This window comes from Agrilactobacillus yilanensis, from assembly GCF_003946725.1.
GTDB lineage: Bacteria > Bacillota > Bacilli > Lactobacillales > Lactobacillaceae > Agrilactobacillus > Agrilactobacillus yilanensis.
In genome coordinates this window covers 51,351-69,400 of the sequence record NZ_RHOY01000001.1, presented here as the reverse complement: position 1 = coordinate 69,400, position 18,050 = coordinate 51,351, and the positions used below count along the sequence as shown (strand labels likewise).

19 protein-coding genes are annotated in these 18,050 nt (G+C 37.6%); 13 read left to right on the top strand and 6 right to left on the bottom strand.

Going from position 1 to position 18,050, the window contains the following annotated elements:
- The first annotated feature begins 283 nt into the window (after nt 1–283).
- The 13 genes from EKM93_RS00315 to EKM93_RS00255 all read left to right on the top strand — a co-directional run bounded on the left by EKM93_RS00315 (nt 284) and on the right by EKM93_RS00255 (nt 10,511).
- Entirely contained in the window at nt 284–1,015 is a 732-nt protein-coding gene (locus EKM93_RS00315; protein WP_125711888.1) for a YebC/PmpR family DNA-binding transcriptional regulator, read from the top strand.
- A 101-nt stretch (nt 1,016–1,116) separates the two neighbouring features.
- A complete protein-coding gene (gene comGA / locus EKM93_RS00310; RefSeq protein WP_125711886.1) occupies nt 1,117–2,103 on the top strand; it encodes a competence type IV pilus ATPase ComGA in 987 nt (328 codons plus the stop codon).
- A complete protein-coding gene (gene comGB / locus EKM93_RS00305) occupies nt 2,081–3,091 on the top strand; it encodes a competence type IV pilus assembly protein ComGB (protein WP_125711885.1) in 1,011 nt (336 codons plus the stop codon). Before comGA ends, comGB begins: the two co-directional genes overlap by 23 nt.
- A gap of 2 nt (nt 3,092–3,093) precedes the next feature.
- On the top strand, nt 3,094–3,435 hold the full coding sequence (locus EKM93_RS00300; RefSeq protein ID WP_125711883.1) for a competence type IV pilus major pilin ComGC: 342 nt from the start codon (nt 3,094–3,096) through the stop codon (nt 3,433–3,435).
- Nucleotides 3,432–3,857: a type II secretion system protein gene (locus EKM93_RS00295; protein WP_125711881.1), complete on the top strand. Its 426-nt coding sequence runs from the start codon at nt 3,432–3,434 to the stop codon at nt 3,855–3,857. The genes EKM93_RS00300 and EKM93_RS00295 overlap by 4 nt, the downstream gene beginning before the upstream one ends.
- Nucleotides 3,841–4,119, top strand: a complete 279-nt coding sequence (locus EKM93_RS00290) for a hypothetical protein (RefSeq protein WP_125711879.1) — start codon at nt 3,841–3,843, stop codon at nt 4,117–4,119. The genes EKM93_RS00295 and EKM93_RS00290 overlap by 17 nt, the downstream gene beginning before the upstream one ends.
- Nucleotides 4,106–4,597 carry a type II secretion system protein gene (locus EKM93_RS00285; RefSeq protein WP_164506937.1) on the top strand — a complete coding sequence of 164 codons (492 nt, stop codon included), beginning with the start codon at nt 4,106–4,108 and terminating at the stop codon, nt 4,595–4,597. Before EKM93_RS00290 ends, EKM93_RS00285 begins: the two co-directional genes overlap by 14 nt.
- Complete coding sequence (locus EKM93_RS00280) at nt 4,587–4,958, top strand: hypothetical protein (RefSeq protein WP_125711875.1); 372 nt, start codon at nt 4,587–4,589, stop codon at nt 4,956–4,958. Before EKM93_RS00285 ends, EKM93_RS00280 begins: the two co-directional genes overlap by 11 nt.
- A 185-nt stretch (nt 4,959–5,143) precedes the next feature.
- Complete coding sequence (locus EKM93_RS00275) at nt 5,144–6,157, top strand: class I SAM-dependent methyltransferase (protein WP_125711873.1); 1,014 nt, start codon at nt 5,144–5,146, stop codon at nt 6,155–6,157.
- Between the two features lie 12 nt (nt 6,158–6,169).
- Nucleotides 6,170–7,363 carry an acetate/propionate family kinase gene (locus EKM93_RS00270; protein ID WP_125711872.1) on the top strand — a complete coding sequence of 398 codons (1,194 nt, stop codon included), beginning with the start codon at nt 6,170–6,172 and terminating at the stop codon, nt 7,361–7,363.
- A gap of 287 nt (nt 7,364–7,650) precedes the next feature.
- Entirely contained in the window at nt 7,651–8,103 is a 453-nt protein-coding gene (locus EKM93_RS00265) for a hypothetical protein (RefSeq protein ID WP_125711870.1), read from the top strand.
- Between the two features lie 22 nt (nt 8,104–8,125).
- Nucleotides 8,126–9,499, top strand: a complete 1,374-nt coding sequence (locus EKM93_RS00260) for an amino acid permease (protein WP_125711868.1) — start codon at nt 8,126–8,128, stop codon at nt 9,497–9,499.
- A 307-nt stretch (nt 9,500–9,806) separates the two neighbouring features.
- Nucleotides 9,807–10,511 carry a helix-turn-helix domain-containing protein gene (locus EKM93_RS00255; RefSeq protein WP_125711866.1) on the top strand — a complete coding sequence of 235 codons (705 nt, stop codon included), beginning with the start codon at nt 9,807–9,809 and terminating at the stop codon, nt 10,509–10,511.
- 47 nt (nt 10,512–10,558) lie between these two features.
- On the opposite strand, the gene queG is transcribed toward EKM93_RS00255, so the two are convergent.
- The 6 genes from queG to EKM93_RS00225 form a co-directional block, all read right to left on the bottom strand.
- Nucleotides 10,559–11,722 carry a tRNA epoxyqueuosine(34) reductase QueG gene (gene queG, locus EKM93_RS00250; protein ID WP_191988467.1) on the bottom strand — a complete coding sequence of 388 codons (1,164 nt, stop codon included), beginning with the start codon at nt 11,720–11,722 and terminating at the stop codon, nt 10,559–10,561.
- A 552-nt stretch (nt 11,723–12,274) separates the two neighbouring features.
- Nucleotides 12,275–12,847 carry a cob(I)yrinic acid a,c-diamide adenosyltransferase gene (locus tag EKM93_RS00245; protein ID WP_125711862.1) on the bottom strand — a complete coding sequence of 191 codons (573 nt, stop codon included), beginning with the start codon at nt 12,845–12,847 and terminating at the stop codon, nt 12,275–12,277.
- Nucleotides 12,832–13,347, bottom strand: a complete 516-nt coding sequence (locus EKM93_RS00240; RefSeq protein WP_125711860.1) for an ECF transporter S component — start codon at nt 13,345–13,347, stop codon at nt 12,832–12,834. Before EKM93_RS00240 ends, EKM93_RS00245 begins: the two co-directional genes overlap by 16 nt.
- 9 nt (nt 13,348–13,356) lie before the next feature.
- Nucleotides 13,357–13,746, bottom strand: coding sequence for a DUF4430 domain-containing protein (locus EKM93_RS00235; protein ID WP_125711858.1), 390 nt, complete (start codon nt 13,744–13,746; stop codon nt 13,357–13,359).
- A gap of 17 nt (nt 13,747–13,763) precedes the next feature.
- Complete coding sequence (gene nrdJ, locus EKM93_RS00230) at nt 13,764–16,013, bottom strand: ribonucleoside-triphosphate reductase, adenosylcobalamin-dependent (protein ID WP_125711856.1); 2,250 nt, start codon at nt 16,011–16,013, stop codon at nt 13,764–13,766.
- A gap of 209 nt (nt 16,014–16,222) precedes the next feature.
- Nucleotides 16,223–18,049: a monovalent cation:proton antiporter family protein gene (locus tag EKM93_RS00225; protein ID WP_125711854.1), complete on the bottom strand. Its 1,827-nt coding sequence runs from the start codon at nt 18,047–18,049 to the stop codon at nt 16,223–16,225.
- Nucleotide 18,050 lies beyond the last annotated feature (1 nt).

Sequence of the window (18,050 nt, the reverse complement as noted above, 5' to 3'; positions counted from 1 at the left end):
TCAAAATAATTCGTATTCTGTAATTTTTATTTTACAGAGCTAAGCTTACTTTGGCAATCATAAAAAAACACTTTTACAAAAAATAAATTCAATGAAAATTTAAGCAGGCATCTTCTGATTTTAATTAGGAGTGGTTGACTTTGCGATCGTGTACCAAGGTTTAGCAACCACTTTAAAATTATTCAGAAAATTTAAAAAATGAGACTAGTGTAATTGAATCAGCGCCTAGGTTTTGCTATACTAGTATGCGTATAACTATGACTTTAAGAAAGAGGGAAACGTAATGTCAGGACATTCCAAGTGGCATAATATCCAAGGCCGTAAAAACGCGCAGGATGCAAAACGTGGGAAAATTTTCCAAAAGCTCTCGCGTGAATTATATATGGCGGCAAAGAGTGGTGGTCCTGACCCAAGCGGTAACCCACAACTACGTTTGATGATGGATAAAGCCCGTGCTGCAAACATGCCAAAAGACAATGTGAAGCGGGCTATTGATAAAGCTTCCGGTAATAACGAAGAACACTATGATGAAGTTGTCTATGAAGGCTATGCACCAGGTGGTGTACCTATTCTTGTTTATGCATTGACAGATAATAAGAATAGAACAGCTTCTGACGTTCGCATAGCGTTCACACGTAATGGCGGCAGCTTGGGTTCAGCTGGTTCTGTTAGCTATATGTTTGATCGCAAAGGTTATATTGCGATCGACCGGACAACGACAGACGCCGATGAAGATCAAATGTTAGAAGATGTAATGGATGCCGGTGGGGAAGACCTGCAAACAAGCGATGAAGCTTATGAAATCTATACAGACCCAAGCGATTTTACAGCGGTACGGGACAGTTTAGAAGCTAAAGGCTATAAGTTTGCAAATGTTGAATTAACAATGATTCCACAAAATTATGTGCCAGTACCTGAAAATAAAGTTGAACAATATGAAAAATTAATTGACCGTCTTGAAGACAGCGATGATGTTTCTGATGTTTACACTGGTGCAGAATTACCAGAAGAATAAGCCTTTAAGGCGCTCAAAAATAAACTAAAGCAATTTTTTTGCTTTAGTTTATTTTTTTTGGAAAAATTTAGAAGTTTTTGCGTATTTATTGTTATTAGGAGGTGAGAGCAATCGAAATTAAAAAAGTTGTTGAACAAATTATTCAATATGCTTATCAGCAGCAAGCATCAGATATTTATTTAGTACCACAAGCAGACTGTTACGATTTAACATTGCGGATTCAAGATACCCATCAATTTATAGAGCAGCGGAGTTTTCACGAAACCATCAGTTTAATTAGTTTTCTAAAATATAAAGCTCAGATGAATATTAGTGAAAATCGACGACCACAAAGCGGCACGTTAAGTTTGGAGGTTGACGGTAAAACGTTACAGTTGCGGTTATCTTCTATTGGCGATTTTAAAAATAGAGAATCATTAGTGATTCGGTTACTTTATGACAAAGTGTCACAATTGAATTTTTTCTTTGAAACACAGGTGCAGCAATTACAGGCACTGACTCAAAAACGGGGGTTATTTGTATTTTCAGGAGCAACAGGGTCTGGTAAAACAACCACAATGTATTTATTGGCCAAAGCATTGGCTAAAAATGAAACGGTTATTGCTGTGGAGGATCCAGTAGAAATTGAAACACCAGAGATTTTGCAATTACAAGTAAATGAAGCAGCGGGTATGGACTATATGACGTTAGTAAAGGGCACATTGCGGCATCGGCCGGACACACTAATTATTGGAGAAATTAGAGATGCAAAAACAGCACAGACGGCAGTAACTGCGGCGCTGAGTGGTCACTTAGTCTTAACGACGGTTCATGCCCGTTCAACGGGCGGCGTTGTGGAACGGCTATTAGATTTAGGATTGTCAACGAATGTGCTACAAAATACGCTGACAACTGTTTGTTATCAACGTTTGCTGACGGATCGACAACAGCAGCCACATGTTTTATGTGATGTTTTGACAGGAGAAGGCTTAAACAACGCAATACAGCAGCCGGGGCAAGGGTTTGTACAATGGCAGGAACAGCTTAAAAAATTGCGGGATTATCAAAGGATAGAACAACAAACATATGAAAAATTCAAGGACGGCTAAAATCAAATTAAATTTAAATAGTCAGATTCTATTTTTTTCAATTTTAGCGCAGATGTTAGAAAATGGGTTTGCAATCAAACAGGCCTTGAAGTTCATGGCCGACTTTCTGCCAAAAGAAAAAAATTGGATTTGTGCGCTGCAGCAACGCCTGGATCAAGGGCAAACCTTCGCACAAGCATTGCAATACAGCCAAATCAGTCAATCGCTAATTGATCAAATTATCATTGCTCAAAAACATGGTGAATTAGTGACAAGTTTAAAACAAATCAGTCAGTGGTTGCGCATAAAAAATCAGCAATTAACAAAATTGCGAAATTTGATGAATTATCCAATTCTATTAGTTATTCTATTACTCGGATTTTTTATAGTGATTAAACTAAAAATCCAGCCACAATTCAAAAGTTTTGGCAGTGATTATTTTCAATTACCCATCTGGCTGTCATTAAGTTTAAGTCTACTTCTTATTTTAATTAGTTTGATTGCGGCTTTGTTTTATTTATGCTTTAGGCGGAGTAATGCCTTGGTGCAAATGACGTTATTAATCAGATTACCGTTTGTCGGTATTATTTTTAGACATTACTGCAGTTATATACTGTGCTCTGATTTAGCAATATATTTAGCAAATGGACTGAATTTATCAGAAATTCTACAGTCTGTACAGCAATTGCCAAAGCAGAGTTTCATGCGACAGTTGGGACAGTCATTTGAAAAAGAGCTGCAAACCGGGCAGTCTCTAGAAAAAATTGTAAAGCGCTCTGAACTTTTACCCAATGAACTATTAACGTTTATCTATCGAGGGGCTTCAATGCAGATTTTAGCTAAAGAAATGACTATTTACAGTCAGCTATTATTTGAAGCGTTGCTAGTAGATATTCACAAATTACTTTTGAAAGTACAGCCAATCATGTTTATTGTGATTGCCGTTTTAATTGTACTGATGTATCTACAACTCTTATTACCAATTTATAATATGATGGGACGAATTTAAAAATGATGAAAAAAATGAAACTACAAAAACAACAAGCTTTTACACTAATGGAAATGGTAACGGTGATCTTTATTATTGGTCTATTGATCATTGTCTTTTTACCAACATTGAGCAATCAGCGGGATAATGCCAGTCAAAAAGCAGATGTAGCTTTTGAACGAACATTACAGACGCAAGTTGATCTATACCGGGAAGATATTAACGCCACCGATGGCATTAGTTGGGACAAGATGGCTAAAGACAACTATTTAACACCAACTCAAGTTGAAAAAGCTAAAAAATATAAGATTGATAATAAAGGTAACGTCGTGCTCAATAAAACGGAAACAAATACAAAAAGTTGACCCGATCAGCGTTTACTTTAATTGAAACGACCTTTGTGCTATTTCTAATTGGGACTTTAATAACGCTAACTTGGCTGATTTGGCCGCCGGTTCAAGCGATTCAGGACGAAAAGCAGTTTCTTAAACAATTTGAAGTCACTTATCAAAATACATTGACTCAAAGTATGTTTACCAATCAGCCGGGTAGAATTAAGGTCACTGGCCGTCAAATTAAATTTGAAACTTTCAATATAAAACAACCAGTTTCATTGATAGTTCCTGAAACATTAGAAATTGCTGCCGGCAGTAAATTAGTTTTCGAATTGGGAGATTCTGGCATGATTAAACCTGGGCTTATCAAATTTAAATCGAAAATTACTAAAAAAACTTATAGTTATGCAATACAGATGGGATGGGGCAGGCTGCATGTTAAAACAAACTAAGGCTTATTTACTCGTGGAGAATACAATTAGCCTATATATTTTAAGTTTAGGGGTAATTTCGTTAGCCGGCATTTTGAGTTTTGGTCAGCAGCAATTGCACCGACAGGCACAGCGGTTGTATTACTATAAAGCCGCGGAGCAAATTATCTTAGATGTAACTGAAATTAAGCCAACTAAACCAAAGAAAATTGTTAAAGAAGAGGATGCCATTCAGATTATTTGGCCGGATGGTTATGAGATTAATTGTCATGTTCAAAATTAAGCAAAACGGTTTTACGATCATAGAAGCAGTGATTAGTTTATTTATTTTTGGGACTATTGTTGTCGTGTTTAATGCAGCAGGTAGCTTGATACAAGATGTTCAGCGGGCAAATCGGGTTTCTGCAGCAACTCAAAATATTGATCAAGTTTTTTTGCAGCTGGATCATTTTATTCAAGTAAGCCGATTTAAAACGATTGCCAGTGATCGACAGAAAAAGCGATTGGTTTTATATCATTTGAATTCAGACAATACAAGTAGTACACGGGCTTTAGTTTTACAAGGTGTCAACAAAGGCCACAAGCAATTGTTGTTGCAAAACAGTTTGGGACAAGGCTATGCGCCGTTAATCGAAAATATTGATGATGTTCAATTTAAACGAAAGAAACCTTATATTGACGTCACAATTGTTTTAGATGGGCAAGCGCATACTCATCGCTTTTATTGTCCTTATGATAAGGAAAAAGAATATGACACATAAACAGCCAGCTTATATTATTGTATTTACAATTTTTGGATTAAGCACATTACTGGGCTTAGGGTACGGCTATTTGGCACATTATCAACAAAAGATGAGATTGATGCATCAATTTCAGCGGCATCAACAAGCGGCTTTAGTTTATCATGTCGCTCGCAAAAGCTATGCGCACCAGCCGCAAGTGGAAATTGAAACTAATTTAGGAACGGTTCATTTCATAGCAACGGAGCAACAATTACAATGTGATGTCACATTAAAGCAGACAGGTTATAAAGAAAAATTTCGCTGCATGTTGCCAGAACCGGCGGAAAGTGAGCCGAAACAAGAAAATTTGGCGCAGTCCCTTAAAACAAATAGCGATTGAGCACACCTAATTATTAAAATAGGCATGATTGCTGAGCACAGAAAATTCTTAAGATTTTATTTTTCTTAAGGATTTTTTGTTATTTTGTAAAAAATATTCCTAATCTTTTATTGGATTGTAGTTGCTAAAAATATTAGGTATCGTTACAATTAAGATCGTAGCAATCTGTAAATGAGGTGATAGGTTTGTCTGATCGTCCAGTTAAGGAACTATTCGATCTTTTGGATGAAAGCACAAGTATTCTAAAATCTGATTTAAATACATCTTATTTGGATGCTTTAGCTGAAAATTTAGGAAATATTATCGATCATAAACATATTAAAGTGGAAAATGATCGGCCAACTGCCGCTACGATCGAGAAGTTGCAAGCAATCTATGAAAAGATTGAACTGACAAGTTATGATCGAACGTCTAAGCGACAGGCATTACAGTTAATTGGATTTAAGGGGATGCAGCAAGACCGAGTAGAACCTAACAAGCGTTTGACGCCGGATGCAATTGGTTATATGGTTGCTTATTTGGCACAGCAGTTAGGGGATTACGAAACATCCAGTAAGGTTTTGGATATTGCTGTAGGTTCCGGCAATTTAATTTTGACCGTAATGGCACAGCTTCAACGAAATTTGAAGATTGAATTAAAGGGCTTTGGTATTGATAATGACAGTCTACTGTTAGATTTAGCAGCCGTCTTCAGTCAATGGTTACAGTTAGATTTAGAACTCTACCATCAAGATGCTGTCATGCCGTTGTTGGTGAAAGACGTTGATCTGATTGTTTCTGATCTGCCAGTGGGTTATTATCCTGTGGATCAACAGGCAAAAGATTATCAAACCCGGGCACAGCAAGGACATTCGTATACACATCACTTACTAATTGAGCAAGGGATTCGTTCTTTAAAGCCAGCCGGTTTAGGACTGTTTGTGGTACCAACAGCGATTTTTCAATCTGAGGAATCGAAAACGCTAACAGAATGGCTGACGAAAGCAGCCTATTTCCAAGGTTTATTGAATTTACCTACCAAAATGTTTACAGATGCCTCAGCACAAAAATCGATTCTTGTTTTACAAAAGCAGGGCGGTCAAGCTGAACAAGTTTCGCAAATTCTTTTAGGAGATTTGCCAGACTTTAACGACCGTCAAGCTTTAACACGCTTCACTAAAGAACTGCAACAATGGCAACAAAACTATTTTAAAAAGTAAAGGTGATTTAGTATGTCAAAAATTTTAGCGATCAACGCAGGTAGTTCCACTTTAAAATGGAAATTAATTATTATGCCTGAAGAAACGGTCGTAGCCGAAGGATTAGTTGATCGCTTAGGTCTATCTGATTCTGTTTTTTCTGTTAAGTTTAATGGTAAAAAAACAAAAGAGATTGGCGATATTCCAACTCAAGAAATTGCTGTTAACAAGGTAATGGCAACTTTAATTGATTTAGGGATTATCAAAGATTTCTCTGAGATCAACGGTGTTGGTCATCGGGTTGTTGCCGGTGGTGAATTCTTCAAGGCATCAGCCTTAGTTGATGCACAGAACTTAGAAAAAATTAAAGAATTAGCAGAATATGCACCATTGCATAATCCAGCAGAAGCTCGGGGGATCGAGGCATTTATGAAAGTATTGCCTGGTGTACCTGAAGTAGCCGTCTTTGATACCTCTTTCCATACAACAATGCCTGAAGAAAACTTCTTATATAGTATTCCGTTAGAATATTATAAAGAATATGGTGCACGTAAATATGGGGCCCACGGTACAAGTCATCGTTACGTTTCGCAACGTGCAGCAGAAATTTTAGATGTACCTTTGGCAAGTCAAAAGATGATTACTTTGCACATGGGCAGCGGTGTTTCAGTTACAGCCGTTAAAGATGGTAAGTCTTTAGATACATCTATGGGCTTTACACCATTAGCTGGGGTGACAATGAGTACACGCTCTGGGGATATTGATGCCTCATTAGTTGCTTATTTGATGCAAAAATTAAGCATTGATGATCCTGAAGAAATGATTGATATTCTAAACAAAAAATCAGGTTTATTAGGTATTTCTGGACTTTCACCAGATATGCGGGACCTTGAAAATACAATTGACACACGGCCAGAATCTAAATTAGCCATTGATATTTTTGTAAATCGTATGGTGAAATATATTGGTTCTTATGTTGCTATCATGGGCGGCTTAGATACATTGGTATTCACTGCTGGTATGGGTGAAGGCGACAAGCTAATGCGTCAACGGATTGTGGATAAATTAGGCTTTTTAGGTGCAACTATTGATAAAGAACGCAATGACGTCATGGGTGAAGAACGGATCATCAGTGGCGACGATTCTAAGATCAAAGTTTTATTAGTACCAACTAATGAAGAATTGATGATTGCTCGAGATACGGTTGAACTAGGGCATATTAAATAATAAATAAAAACGTGTGATACTAGAATTCTTAAACACGTTTCAACGCACAAAGAGGTTAGATCGAATTAATTTTTGATTTAATCTCTTTGTGTTTTTACATACGATAACGTTTTAGTAATTACAGGCTTATTATTTGGTTATTTTAGATAAATATATATATAATATCAGAAATAACCATTAATTATATATTGAGTAACTTAATGGTATATTTACTTCAGGACTGTAAAACCTTAATGAAATACGGTAAACTGTTAAGGTTATTGAAGTTAATTGATAGGGTGGTTTAGGTGAACTTGTTAAGTTATATTTATCTATTGTTAACAGTTTTATTGATCATTGCTTTAGCGTGGGTATCTTTTACTTTAAAGGTACGGGCAAAAAGCGGACGTTTTCGAGTAATTGCAGGGTTGATATTAGCAGCGCTGACGATTTTTGGGATGTTGTACTTGAGCATTGATTTAGCGGCCAAAATTAGCAGTTTATTTATTATTGTTGCTTTTTTGACGATTGCGCTTTGGCCTAAAGGGTTGAGTAATTGGGGCGTTATCAGTAGTTTGCGGGTTGTTAAACCCTACGCTTTAGTTTCAAGCGTCGTTTTAACCCATGATAAAAAGCAGCAAACGGTGGCCACCTTTCACTTTGGCGCGATGCAAATTGTCAAATTAACCTTTAAAACAGATCTAAATGAAATTTATAATTTTTTGGATCAGCATCAAGTTCGCTCAATTGAGATTCAATAAAATCCGGAGGCAGAGATAGAATATGAGTGCTCATGAAAATAGTCCAGAAATGGCTAGAAATTTAAAGAATCGACACGTTCAATTAATTGCGATTGGCGGAACAATTGGTACAGGTCTGTTTTTAGGCTCAGGTAAAGCCATTAACTATGCGGGACCATCTATTATTTTAGCCTATTTTATTACAGGGGTTATTTGTTTTTTCTTAATGCGGGCTTTAGGTGAGCTCCTATTATCAAATTTAAATTATCATTCCTATGTGGAATTTATTCAAGAGTATTTAGGTGAGACCGTTGGCTTTGTAGCCGGCTGGACCTATTGGTTTTGTTGGGTTGCCATTGCAATGTCTGAAATTACAGCGGTTGGTGTCTACATTCGTTACTGGTTGCCCAATGTCCCTCAGTGGGTCCCGGGGTTGATATTATTAGGAATTTTGTTATTATTAAACTTGATTACAGTTGCTGCCTTTGGTGAAACTGAATTCTGGTTTGCATTAATTAAAATTGTCGCTATTGTACTGTTAATTGTTGTTGGTTTGTTTATGATTTTAACGCATTTTAAAACGAGTGTTGGTCATGCAAGTTTTAGCAATATTTTGAATCACGGTGGCTTCTTTCCAAAAGGCATGAAAGGCTTCTTATTTTCATTTCAAATGGTTGTTTTTAGTTTTGTCGGTGTTGAACTAGTTGGCTTAACAGCTTCAGAGACCCAGGATCCAGAAACAGTCTTGCCAAAAGCAATTAATAATATTCCTATTCGAATTATTTTATTTTATGTAGGTGCCTTATTTGTAATCATTTCGATCTTTCCATGGAATAGGGTGTTGCCAGATCAAAGCCCGTTTGTGTTAGTTTTTGAAAATGTTGGCATTCGTGCCGCAGCAGATATTATCAACTTTGTCGTTATTACGGCAGCGGCTTCGGCTTGTAACAGCTCAATTTTTAGCACTGGCCGAATGTTGTTTTCGCTGACCTATGATAGTAAATCAAATATTGTAAAACCTTTAGGTAAGCTATCACGGCATCAAGTCCCCGCTGCAGCTTTAAAGTTTTCAGCATTTGTCATAGCTTTAGCTGTGTTGTTAAATATTTTTATTCCCGAATCTGTTTTTACTTTTATTACAAGTATTGCAACAACAAGTTTTCTGTTTATTTGGGGTAGTATTATTGTGACGCATATTCGGTATAAGAAGACAAAAATGGCACAACAGAGTAAATTTAAGGCACCATTATATCCATTTTCGGACTATCTCGTTTTAGCCTTTTTAGCAGTTGTTTTTGTTATTTTGTTACTGAATAGAAGTACAGTTCCAGCTGCTGTATCTTCTATCGTTTGGCTGATTGTCATGTTTATCTTAGGCTATAAACATACAAATAAGGTGAATAAGATAGTAGAATAGTCACAAATAATTCATAATAATAGTTACAAATTTATTGTATAATGTTAATAGGCTATATTTTATATTGTTCTATTTCACAAAAATATAATTATATTTTCTAAATCAATTTTTGAATGAAACGCGACATTTGTGTTATACCAATTCAGCTGGCTTGAAAAAAATTTATAAATTTTTAGCTAAAATGATATTTTTATATGGATTTTTTTGCTTTTGTTTTGTTATAATGTAAGTCGTTAGAGATTGAATAAAACGGTAATGTGTAATTACCAAAAAATAAAATTGCTTTTTAAGGTTGTGGAAATTTATTATGGATCTATCAACAGAACAAATTAATTATTATCAAAATTTAATTGAATATCTTAGTATGATCCAAGGGAAAAATAGCGATATTGTGTTAACCGATTTAACAGAAGCTAATTTTCCAATCTTGATGATCAAAAACGGTAGCATTTTGGATGTTAGAAAATCAGATGATACACCTGAACTCGTTCGTGAAAGAATTGAAAAGGCATTGCAAAGTGGCACAGATCAATTTCATGAACAATTTAACTTGAAACACAAGACGCTCAATATGTCAGTAACGATTTTAGAAGCGCCTAGTATGGGGAAAGTTGCCATTAGTGTTATCACAGATGCTACGCCATTTATCACAGCTTTACGGGCCAATGCCAATTTGGCAAAACTGTATCAGCTGAATACTGACATTATTAATAATATTAGTAGTGAAGTCTCCATGGCTCGTCGGAACAGTAAGATTGAAGATATGAGTTTTGCAGACAAAATTCATGAAATGGTCCGTGAAAAGATTGACCAAGTCGTATTGAGTTACGGTATTGATCAAGACAATTTCAAAGCACAAGATCGGCGGAATATTGTTTCCCAGTTATTAGATGAAGGTGTCTTTAACATGAAATATTCTGTGGTTGATGTTGCTAGAGCACTTGGTGTTTCGGAACCAACGATTTACCGTTATATTCAAGAACTAAAAGAAAGTAAGCGTTTCGGATATTAAACTAAAAAAGCATTGTATTCAAGATATTCTTGAATGCAATGCTTTTTTTAACAAGGTCTCAAATTTTCTAGTTTTTCAATAGCGTGTTGGTATTCCAAAAGATATTCTGGTGCCACAGCCTGTTTAACTTCTTGTATATAAGTTTTCTGTAAGAGGTTAATTAGGTCAGGATTATAGTCCTTTGCTAGGCGGCCTAAAGCATAGGCGGCCGTTGCTCGAATCATTGGTCTAGGATCTGTTTCAACAACCTGTTTCAGTTCTGGAATAGCTTCTGTTGCTTTTAAATTAGCCAAGGCAATGATCGCATTACGCTGCAGAGGTTTTTTCCCCCGCCAAGAACCTGCTAATTGGCCAAATTTATCATTGAATTGACGGTTGGTCATTGTTAATAAAGGCGTTAGTTCTGGTTGGACAACATCGGCAATGGGGGCCATTTCTGGATGACGGTGTTCATTTTTTTGCTTATTGAATGGACAGGCGAGTTGGCAAATATCACAGCCATAGATCACGTTGCGAATCAAAGGTCGAAATTCTTCAGCCATTAAATCTTTTGTTTGTGTTTGATAAGAGAGGCAACGTTGTCCATTGAGTTGGCCATTTCCCATTAGGGCGTGGGGAGGGCAAAAATCAATGCAACGGGTACAAGTGCCACACTGGCTATCAATAGGTGTATCTGGTGCTAAACTGAGATTGGTGATGATTTCACCTAAATAAACAAAAGAACCAAATTCTTCAGTGATTAGTAGACCATTTTTACCAATAAATCCTAGGCCAGCCCGCTGTGCAACGGCTACATCGATCAGTTCACCGGTATCTACCATCGGTTTAAAACGAATAGTGGCATCTTGCCCCGTTAAATTTTTAATTTCTGAAATTAAAGCCGCCATTTTATCTCTCAAAATAAAATGATAATCGGTACCCCATGAAGCCCGGGCAAACTGTCCGCGTTTGTGACCGGTTCTTTTGGGTGGTGTCTTTAGGCGGGTGGGGTAAGCCAAGGCGATGGCAATAATTGTTTTGGGCTCTTTAAAAATGAGATCAGGATTGAGCCGTTCATCTAAGTTCTGATGTTCAAAACCAGTTGTGTGGCCAGCTGCTTTTTGTTGTACCAAATCAGCCCGTAAAGTTTCAAAATTATCGGCGCTGGCAAACCCAATTCTATCAATACCAATAGTTTGGCTCGCGGTGATAATTTTTGCTTTTAAGTCAATATTATCGGCCATACTTCGACCTCCTTAGATTAAAGTTTGGCCTTAGTTTACTAGAAAAAACGGTGCTTGACAATTATCAGTTAACCTATAAAAACTAATATGTTAGTAAAAAAGACAGAACAAGCAATTATGCTCGGATCTGTCTTTTTTAGGTTAGTATTCACGGTTTTCCCGCTCTAGCTCACGCTCTGGCTTTGAAACGCGTTCACTAGAACAAAGCTCTCACCTAACTACGCCTTACTCACAAGCCAAGTTCGGGCTTATGTTGTAAGTCTAGGTTAGTGCTCGAGGATTTCCCGCTCTAGCTCACGCTCTGACTTTAAAACGCGTTCCAAAAGACTGATTTTTGCGCTTAGCTACGTCTAACTTGTAAGCGAAGCCCGCTCACGGCGTTAGTCTAGGCTATGCTCAAAATCAACCCGTCTTTTGTCACGCTCTGGTTCTAAAACGCGTTCACCAACACTGATTTCTACATATAACTACGCTTTGTTGTTAGTCGCAGGCGACTATCTGCCAAATCTAGGTTATATTACGAAATCAAATCGTGTTGGCTCACGCTCTGGTTTTGCTGGGGATGTCTGTGTAATCGTCTAATAGGTTGGCGTAACGGGCTAGGGCGAATAAATAATCGGATAGGCGATTAATGTATTGTAATAGAATTGGGTTTATTTTGGTTTGTTGTAGGTGCAGGTTTGCCATGGTCCGTTCGGCACGACGGGCTAATGTTCTGGCGTATTGAAGATTTGCACCAGTTATTTGACCACCGGGGAGAATAAAGGCTTTAATTGCGGGGACTTGTGCCATGATGGTGTCAATTCTTTGTTCTAGATTTGTGACGTCTTCAGCGTTAATGACGTTTGAGGCGGCGACGTTTAGGTCTGCTTGTAGATAATAGAGTTGACGCTGGACGGTAATTAATTCTGATTTTAAGCTTTGGGTTTTGGGCGATAATTGGGCTAAAACAACGCCTAACCAAGATTGCAGTTCATCTAAGGCACCTAAAGCTTCGATCTGGAGATCAAACTTTGGGACCATTTGGCCGGTTATTTGGCGTGTATAGCCTTGGTCGCCAACTTTTGTATAAATTTTGATAGCTAAACACCTCGAATTTAAGTTAGCATGTATCGTTTCAGGGCTTTTGTTAAAGGGGGTTTTAATAATGGGTAAAAAACAAAGTTACCAATGGCATGAGCTAAATCGAATAATAGGCCGCTGAGGTAATAGGCTAAAAAAGCAGGGGCACTGCCAATTACTGCCATGCCTAAACTGACAACAAGTCCGTATTCAAAGCCTAATAAGGTGCACAAGAGCAATTGCAGCCAAAACCAGTGTTCTAGTGGCAGCAGCCATTTAAATGCGGCTATCGTGAGAATACAGACCATATAAGCTGCGATTTGCGGTAAGGTCCATATACCAAACCCTAAAATAATGTTCGATAAGACCATCGTCAAAGTTGCCAATAAAAAGCCATAGCGGACACCCATTGTTAAGGTGACGATCATTAAAATATCGGTTACTGGCTGTACGTTGGGGACGGGAAGCTTAATGATCCGTAAAACAATGCATAGGGCACATAAGACGCCGATTAAAGTGATCTTACGAATGCGGACATGATTTTTAGCCATAATAAACGCCTAGGACTGGCTCAATGTAAAGACAACTTTATCGTTGGCTTTTAACTTTTGGGATTTAACACCTTTAGTGGCCATTTTGCCATTAATGGTATATGTCCAGTATAATTTTTTCTTTGTATTTTGTTTTTGATGATCAATGGTAGTTACAAAGCCTTTATTTAATTGAACAGGCCAATTTTTCTTTAAGCCGGTCAAAACAGTGCTGTTCTTTTTAACGGTGACCGTTTTTTTAGAAAGAGTTTTTTTATTCTTTTTTAAGGTGTAAGTTACTTTAATGGTTTGTTTTGCAGCAGCTTGGGTCACTTGTGGGGTGAAGATTGGGGCAGCTACACTCCCAGAAAGACTAAGTAGAGCAATAAAAGTAACAAGTAGGTAACGTAATTTTTTCATGATAAACTCCTAGATTATTATTTAATGGGACAAGCACCACCGGCACAGTCGGATTGATCGACTAATTCGATGTCTTTTTGGTCATGGTTGTTGTTTAATTTAGCAAAAACTTCAGCCACATCGTCTGAGATTTCAGAACATTTTTGTCGGTAAGTTTTAAGATCAATCGGTTCTTTAGGGGCTTGTTTAAAGGCATCCCCTGCATAAGGCAATAAGGATGTTGACTTAATTGTATGTCGGTATTGTTGCAATAAACCGGCAATTTGATCGGCTTCTTCAGGTTGGAAAGTCACGGTACAGCTGACGGCATTATCAGACCAGTAAGTTTGTAAAAAGGCTTGAGTCGCAAATTGTTCCGCAATTGAAACCGTTCCTGCAGAGGCAAATTGTGGACTGTCCGCATTAGCCGCTTTAATTGGAAATTCAACGCAGACGGTATTTTTAGTATAAACATCCGGTTCCATGAAATAGCCGCAAGCTTTTAAAGCCGGTAAGAGCGGATCATTGTCTTGGAAACGAATCCGTTGAATTAAATAGCCAGCATAATGGAAGTGCATGCCTTCAGAAACACCCGCTAATTTAGCGACGGTTCCAGAAGGTTTGACCGTTGTATGTTTCAAAGAAGGTGCACAGTGCAATGTATCCGCATAAACTTTATCAGCGGTCACAATTGTCTGATATAAAGCATCAATTTGAGCAACGATCGCAGGATCATAAATCGGTGTTTCTACAGTTTCATGAGTGTCGGGCGTGACTTCTGTTTCAAAACCAGTCACAACACGATTTCCAAAGGCATTTAAGAACCAATCTTGAATACCAGACATAGAAATACCAATACGCCGATTCTTTTGAATAATTGCGCGTGAAACAGCCCATTCATAGTCACTGAAGGTTACCCGCTTAGTGTAACGTGTAGCCAGAGTGAAGGCTTCTTCTAAAGACCAGCCTTCTTGCGTCGCGACATAAGGGAAAACTTCAAACAAGTTGCAAGGTTCACCATTGGCTAAAGAAATTTCACCACAAGGATTCATGCCTTCAACTTGATCATCAATCCCTGGTTGGTAGCCATCAATGAGGCGGCCGTAGTTTTTGGATAATTCAAGGTTAACAATGCCCGGTTCACCATTATGGGTAATGGCCTCAGCGATAGGGTTATAATTTGAAAATTGAGTGTCCACTGCGACACTATTGTTAGAGGCCCAGCGATGATGATAGAGCTGATCTTGATCTTGTTTCATCGTGATAAAGGCGTCGTCTTCTGCAGAACCTAAAGCTAGCTCAGCGGAGCGCCGGACATTACCGGCAACGACAGTTTTACCAATTAAATTGGCAATATCTGTACAGTCTACAGAAGTTAAATAAGTATTTAATCGTTGATTTAACAGCTGATTAATATCAAACAACATTTCTACTAATGGCATTGGCCCAGAAGCAGTACCACCAAAACCTTTGATTCTAGCATTTTTAGGTCGAATTTGACTAATATCTAAAACTAAATGGTCGTTAAGATTGGGATTTGTATCCGTAAAATGACCGTCAATTAAATTGGCATTGGCTAAAACCCAGCCTTCGCGAGTATCGGGTAGTTCATAATAACGGACCTCAGATAATTGATGGGTCTGTAACCAAACCGTCTTGTCCACGGCACCCAAAGCGATTGAATCTTCATAAGAAGCACTGGCCTGATCAATCAAGATGGTAAGTTTTGTACGGTGGGTGACTTTAGGAATTTGTTTGATATTAGCTTGGACAACTGAAAAGCCCACACCGCCACCTTTCATTAATTGATCAAATAGAAATGAAAACGGCATTGAAGGCGCAACTTGGTCTTGCGTTAAGTAATCTGGAACAATATGACTATCACCATAGGCTTGTGGCCGGATGGCGATGAACCAGCAGTTGTTTAAGGCATCACCGTTGCGTTTTTGATAATCGGTACCTGAAATCCATAAGTTTCGACCAGAAGGGGTCGCAGCTAAGCCATAAATTAGCTTATAGAGTTGTTGGGCTTCTTGTGTAAGGTCAGCGATAGTTGTTTCAGATACTTGCGCATCTTTTAATCTGGGATCTAAATTAATATTACCTTCAACTACCCGTTTAACGGTTTCTGACCAATTTTCAGTCCGTTGTGCTTCAGGCAGCCAGCGGGCGTAGGTCCGTTTGTATGTAACCCAACCTAAGGCACCCCAATGTGGGGTAATTGTTTTTGTAACGTCATCTATAAATTCATCTGATAAAACGATGGGGGATGTTTTAATCATTTGCATGAAGATGCCTCCTTGAATTAATTAATTAACAGCACTATATATGGTATCTCATTTGGAGATATAACACAATATAGGCTATTAATTATTTTCATGAAAATAATAAAAAATATTTTTATTTTATATAAAAAGGTTTAGAACATTTAACATAGATGCTCTAAACCCCTACTTATAAGTCTATTAAATTTATATTATTGGAATACAAACCATAACTAGTTGTCTTTTTCCAACTGTTGGCGAATATCTGAGATTTCAGCTTTATTACCCGTAAAAATAAGATGATCACCTACATGAATTTCAGTATCCCCATGGGGGGCAAAAAACTGTTTGTCCCGATAAATTCGAGCGATGGTAATTTTGTCCACAAACGGTAAATTCTTTAATTCAATGCCTGTGAAGCGCCGGTTATGGACAATGACTTCAAACAAGCCAGAATCGGTATCGGTGATAATTTTGAAAGTTGCCGGAGATTCAATCATACTGCGTAACATAGAAATATTGGCTTCAAAAGTATTAAAAACTTCTACACCTTGTTGGGCCAAAATATCATATTGATCATCGGCAACATTTTTTGACTCAAATCGGGCAATAATTCGCGGTACTTTTTCAGCTAACGCCCATTGAGATAATCGGAAATCTTCTTTATGATCTGCATAAGCCATGACAGCAATATCGGTATCAAAGGCACCAGCCGCTTTTAAAGCTTCAGGCGTTAACTCCTTGAGATAAGTGATGTCAGCTTCTGAATTATAAGTTCGATAATTGTCTAACTTATCGGTATATAACTTTACATTATACCAGCCCTTAGTTAACTGCTGGGCGATCGGGATAGTGATCAAATTGGCGCCGATAAAATGCACACTCGTTTTTTTCATGTCCTCAGCTTCTGGTTGATAAAATTTGTTAAATAAAACAGGGGCAATTAAACAAACGATGATCGCAGCAATGGTAAAAGCGCCAGATTGGGCATTGGTGATCAATTTTAAGTTTCGGCCAACGGTTAATGCTGGTAAAACTAAAGTGATCGTTGTGGTGCTTAAAAAGGTACCGGCCCAAGCATTGGTAACTTTAAACCGTTTCTTCAAAACTAAGTAAATTGGTAATTTTGCTAAGAAGAAACCTACCAAAAAAATTGGAATCAGAATTAAAGCACTTTTATCTTTAAATAAGCCCGGAATATTTAGTTTGGCACCAGTAACAATGAAGAAAATCGGGATAAAAAAGCCGTAGCCAAGGGAGGTCAGCTTATCTTGAGTTTCTTCTTTAGGCCGGAGTAATTTCATGACAATCCCGGCTAAAAATGCCCCTAAAATATTTTCAGCACCAACTTGTTCCGCAACAGAAACCAGTGCAAAGATTAAGAAAAAGGCGAGCCGAATATCAAGTTGGGTTGTAGATTTATCAATATTTTCAAAAAATTTATAAATTGATTTAGAACGTTTTAATAAGAAAATAGCAGCTAAGAAGATTAATGAAATTAACCAAACACGACCGGGGTGTGCACTATGAACAGTGGCATAGATCGTTAAAGTGACTAAGGGGATGACCTCTCCTAAAGCGGCAATTAACAAAATTGTTTGGCCAAAAGGCTTACTTAACAATTCTTTTTCTTTTAAAGCCGCAATAACGACACCCAACGCGATTGTTGAAAAGATTAAGGCAGCTAAGGTCATTTCTTTGAAAAGGCCGGTAGTTTGCAGTAAGAGGCCTAATAAAAAGGCGGTAATCAAGAGTGCCGCAAAGCTATAAATGGCAATTTTTAATGGGGACCAGATTTTCTTATCGCCGTCCGCTTTGGGGCTGAATAAACTAAAATCAATTTCCATCCCACTAAGAAATAGTAAAATAATAACCCCCAAAGATGACATTTGGGTCAAAGAAGTATTAACATGAATGACGTTAAAGAAACTTTGACCCAAAATAATGCCAACAACAATTTCCGCGACTGCTGTCGGTAAATTAGAAATATGAAAGTTCGCCATTAAAAGGGGCGTTGCCAGCGCTGCAAAAATAACGATTAAAAAAGATAAATTTTCCAAA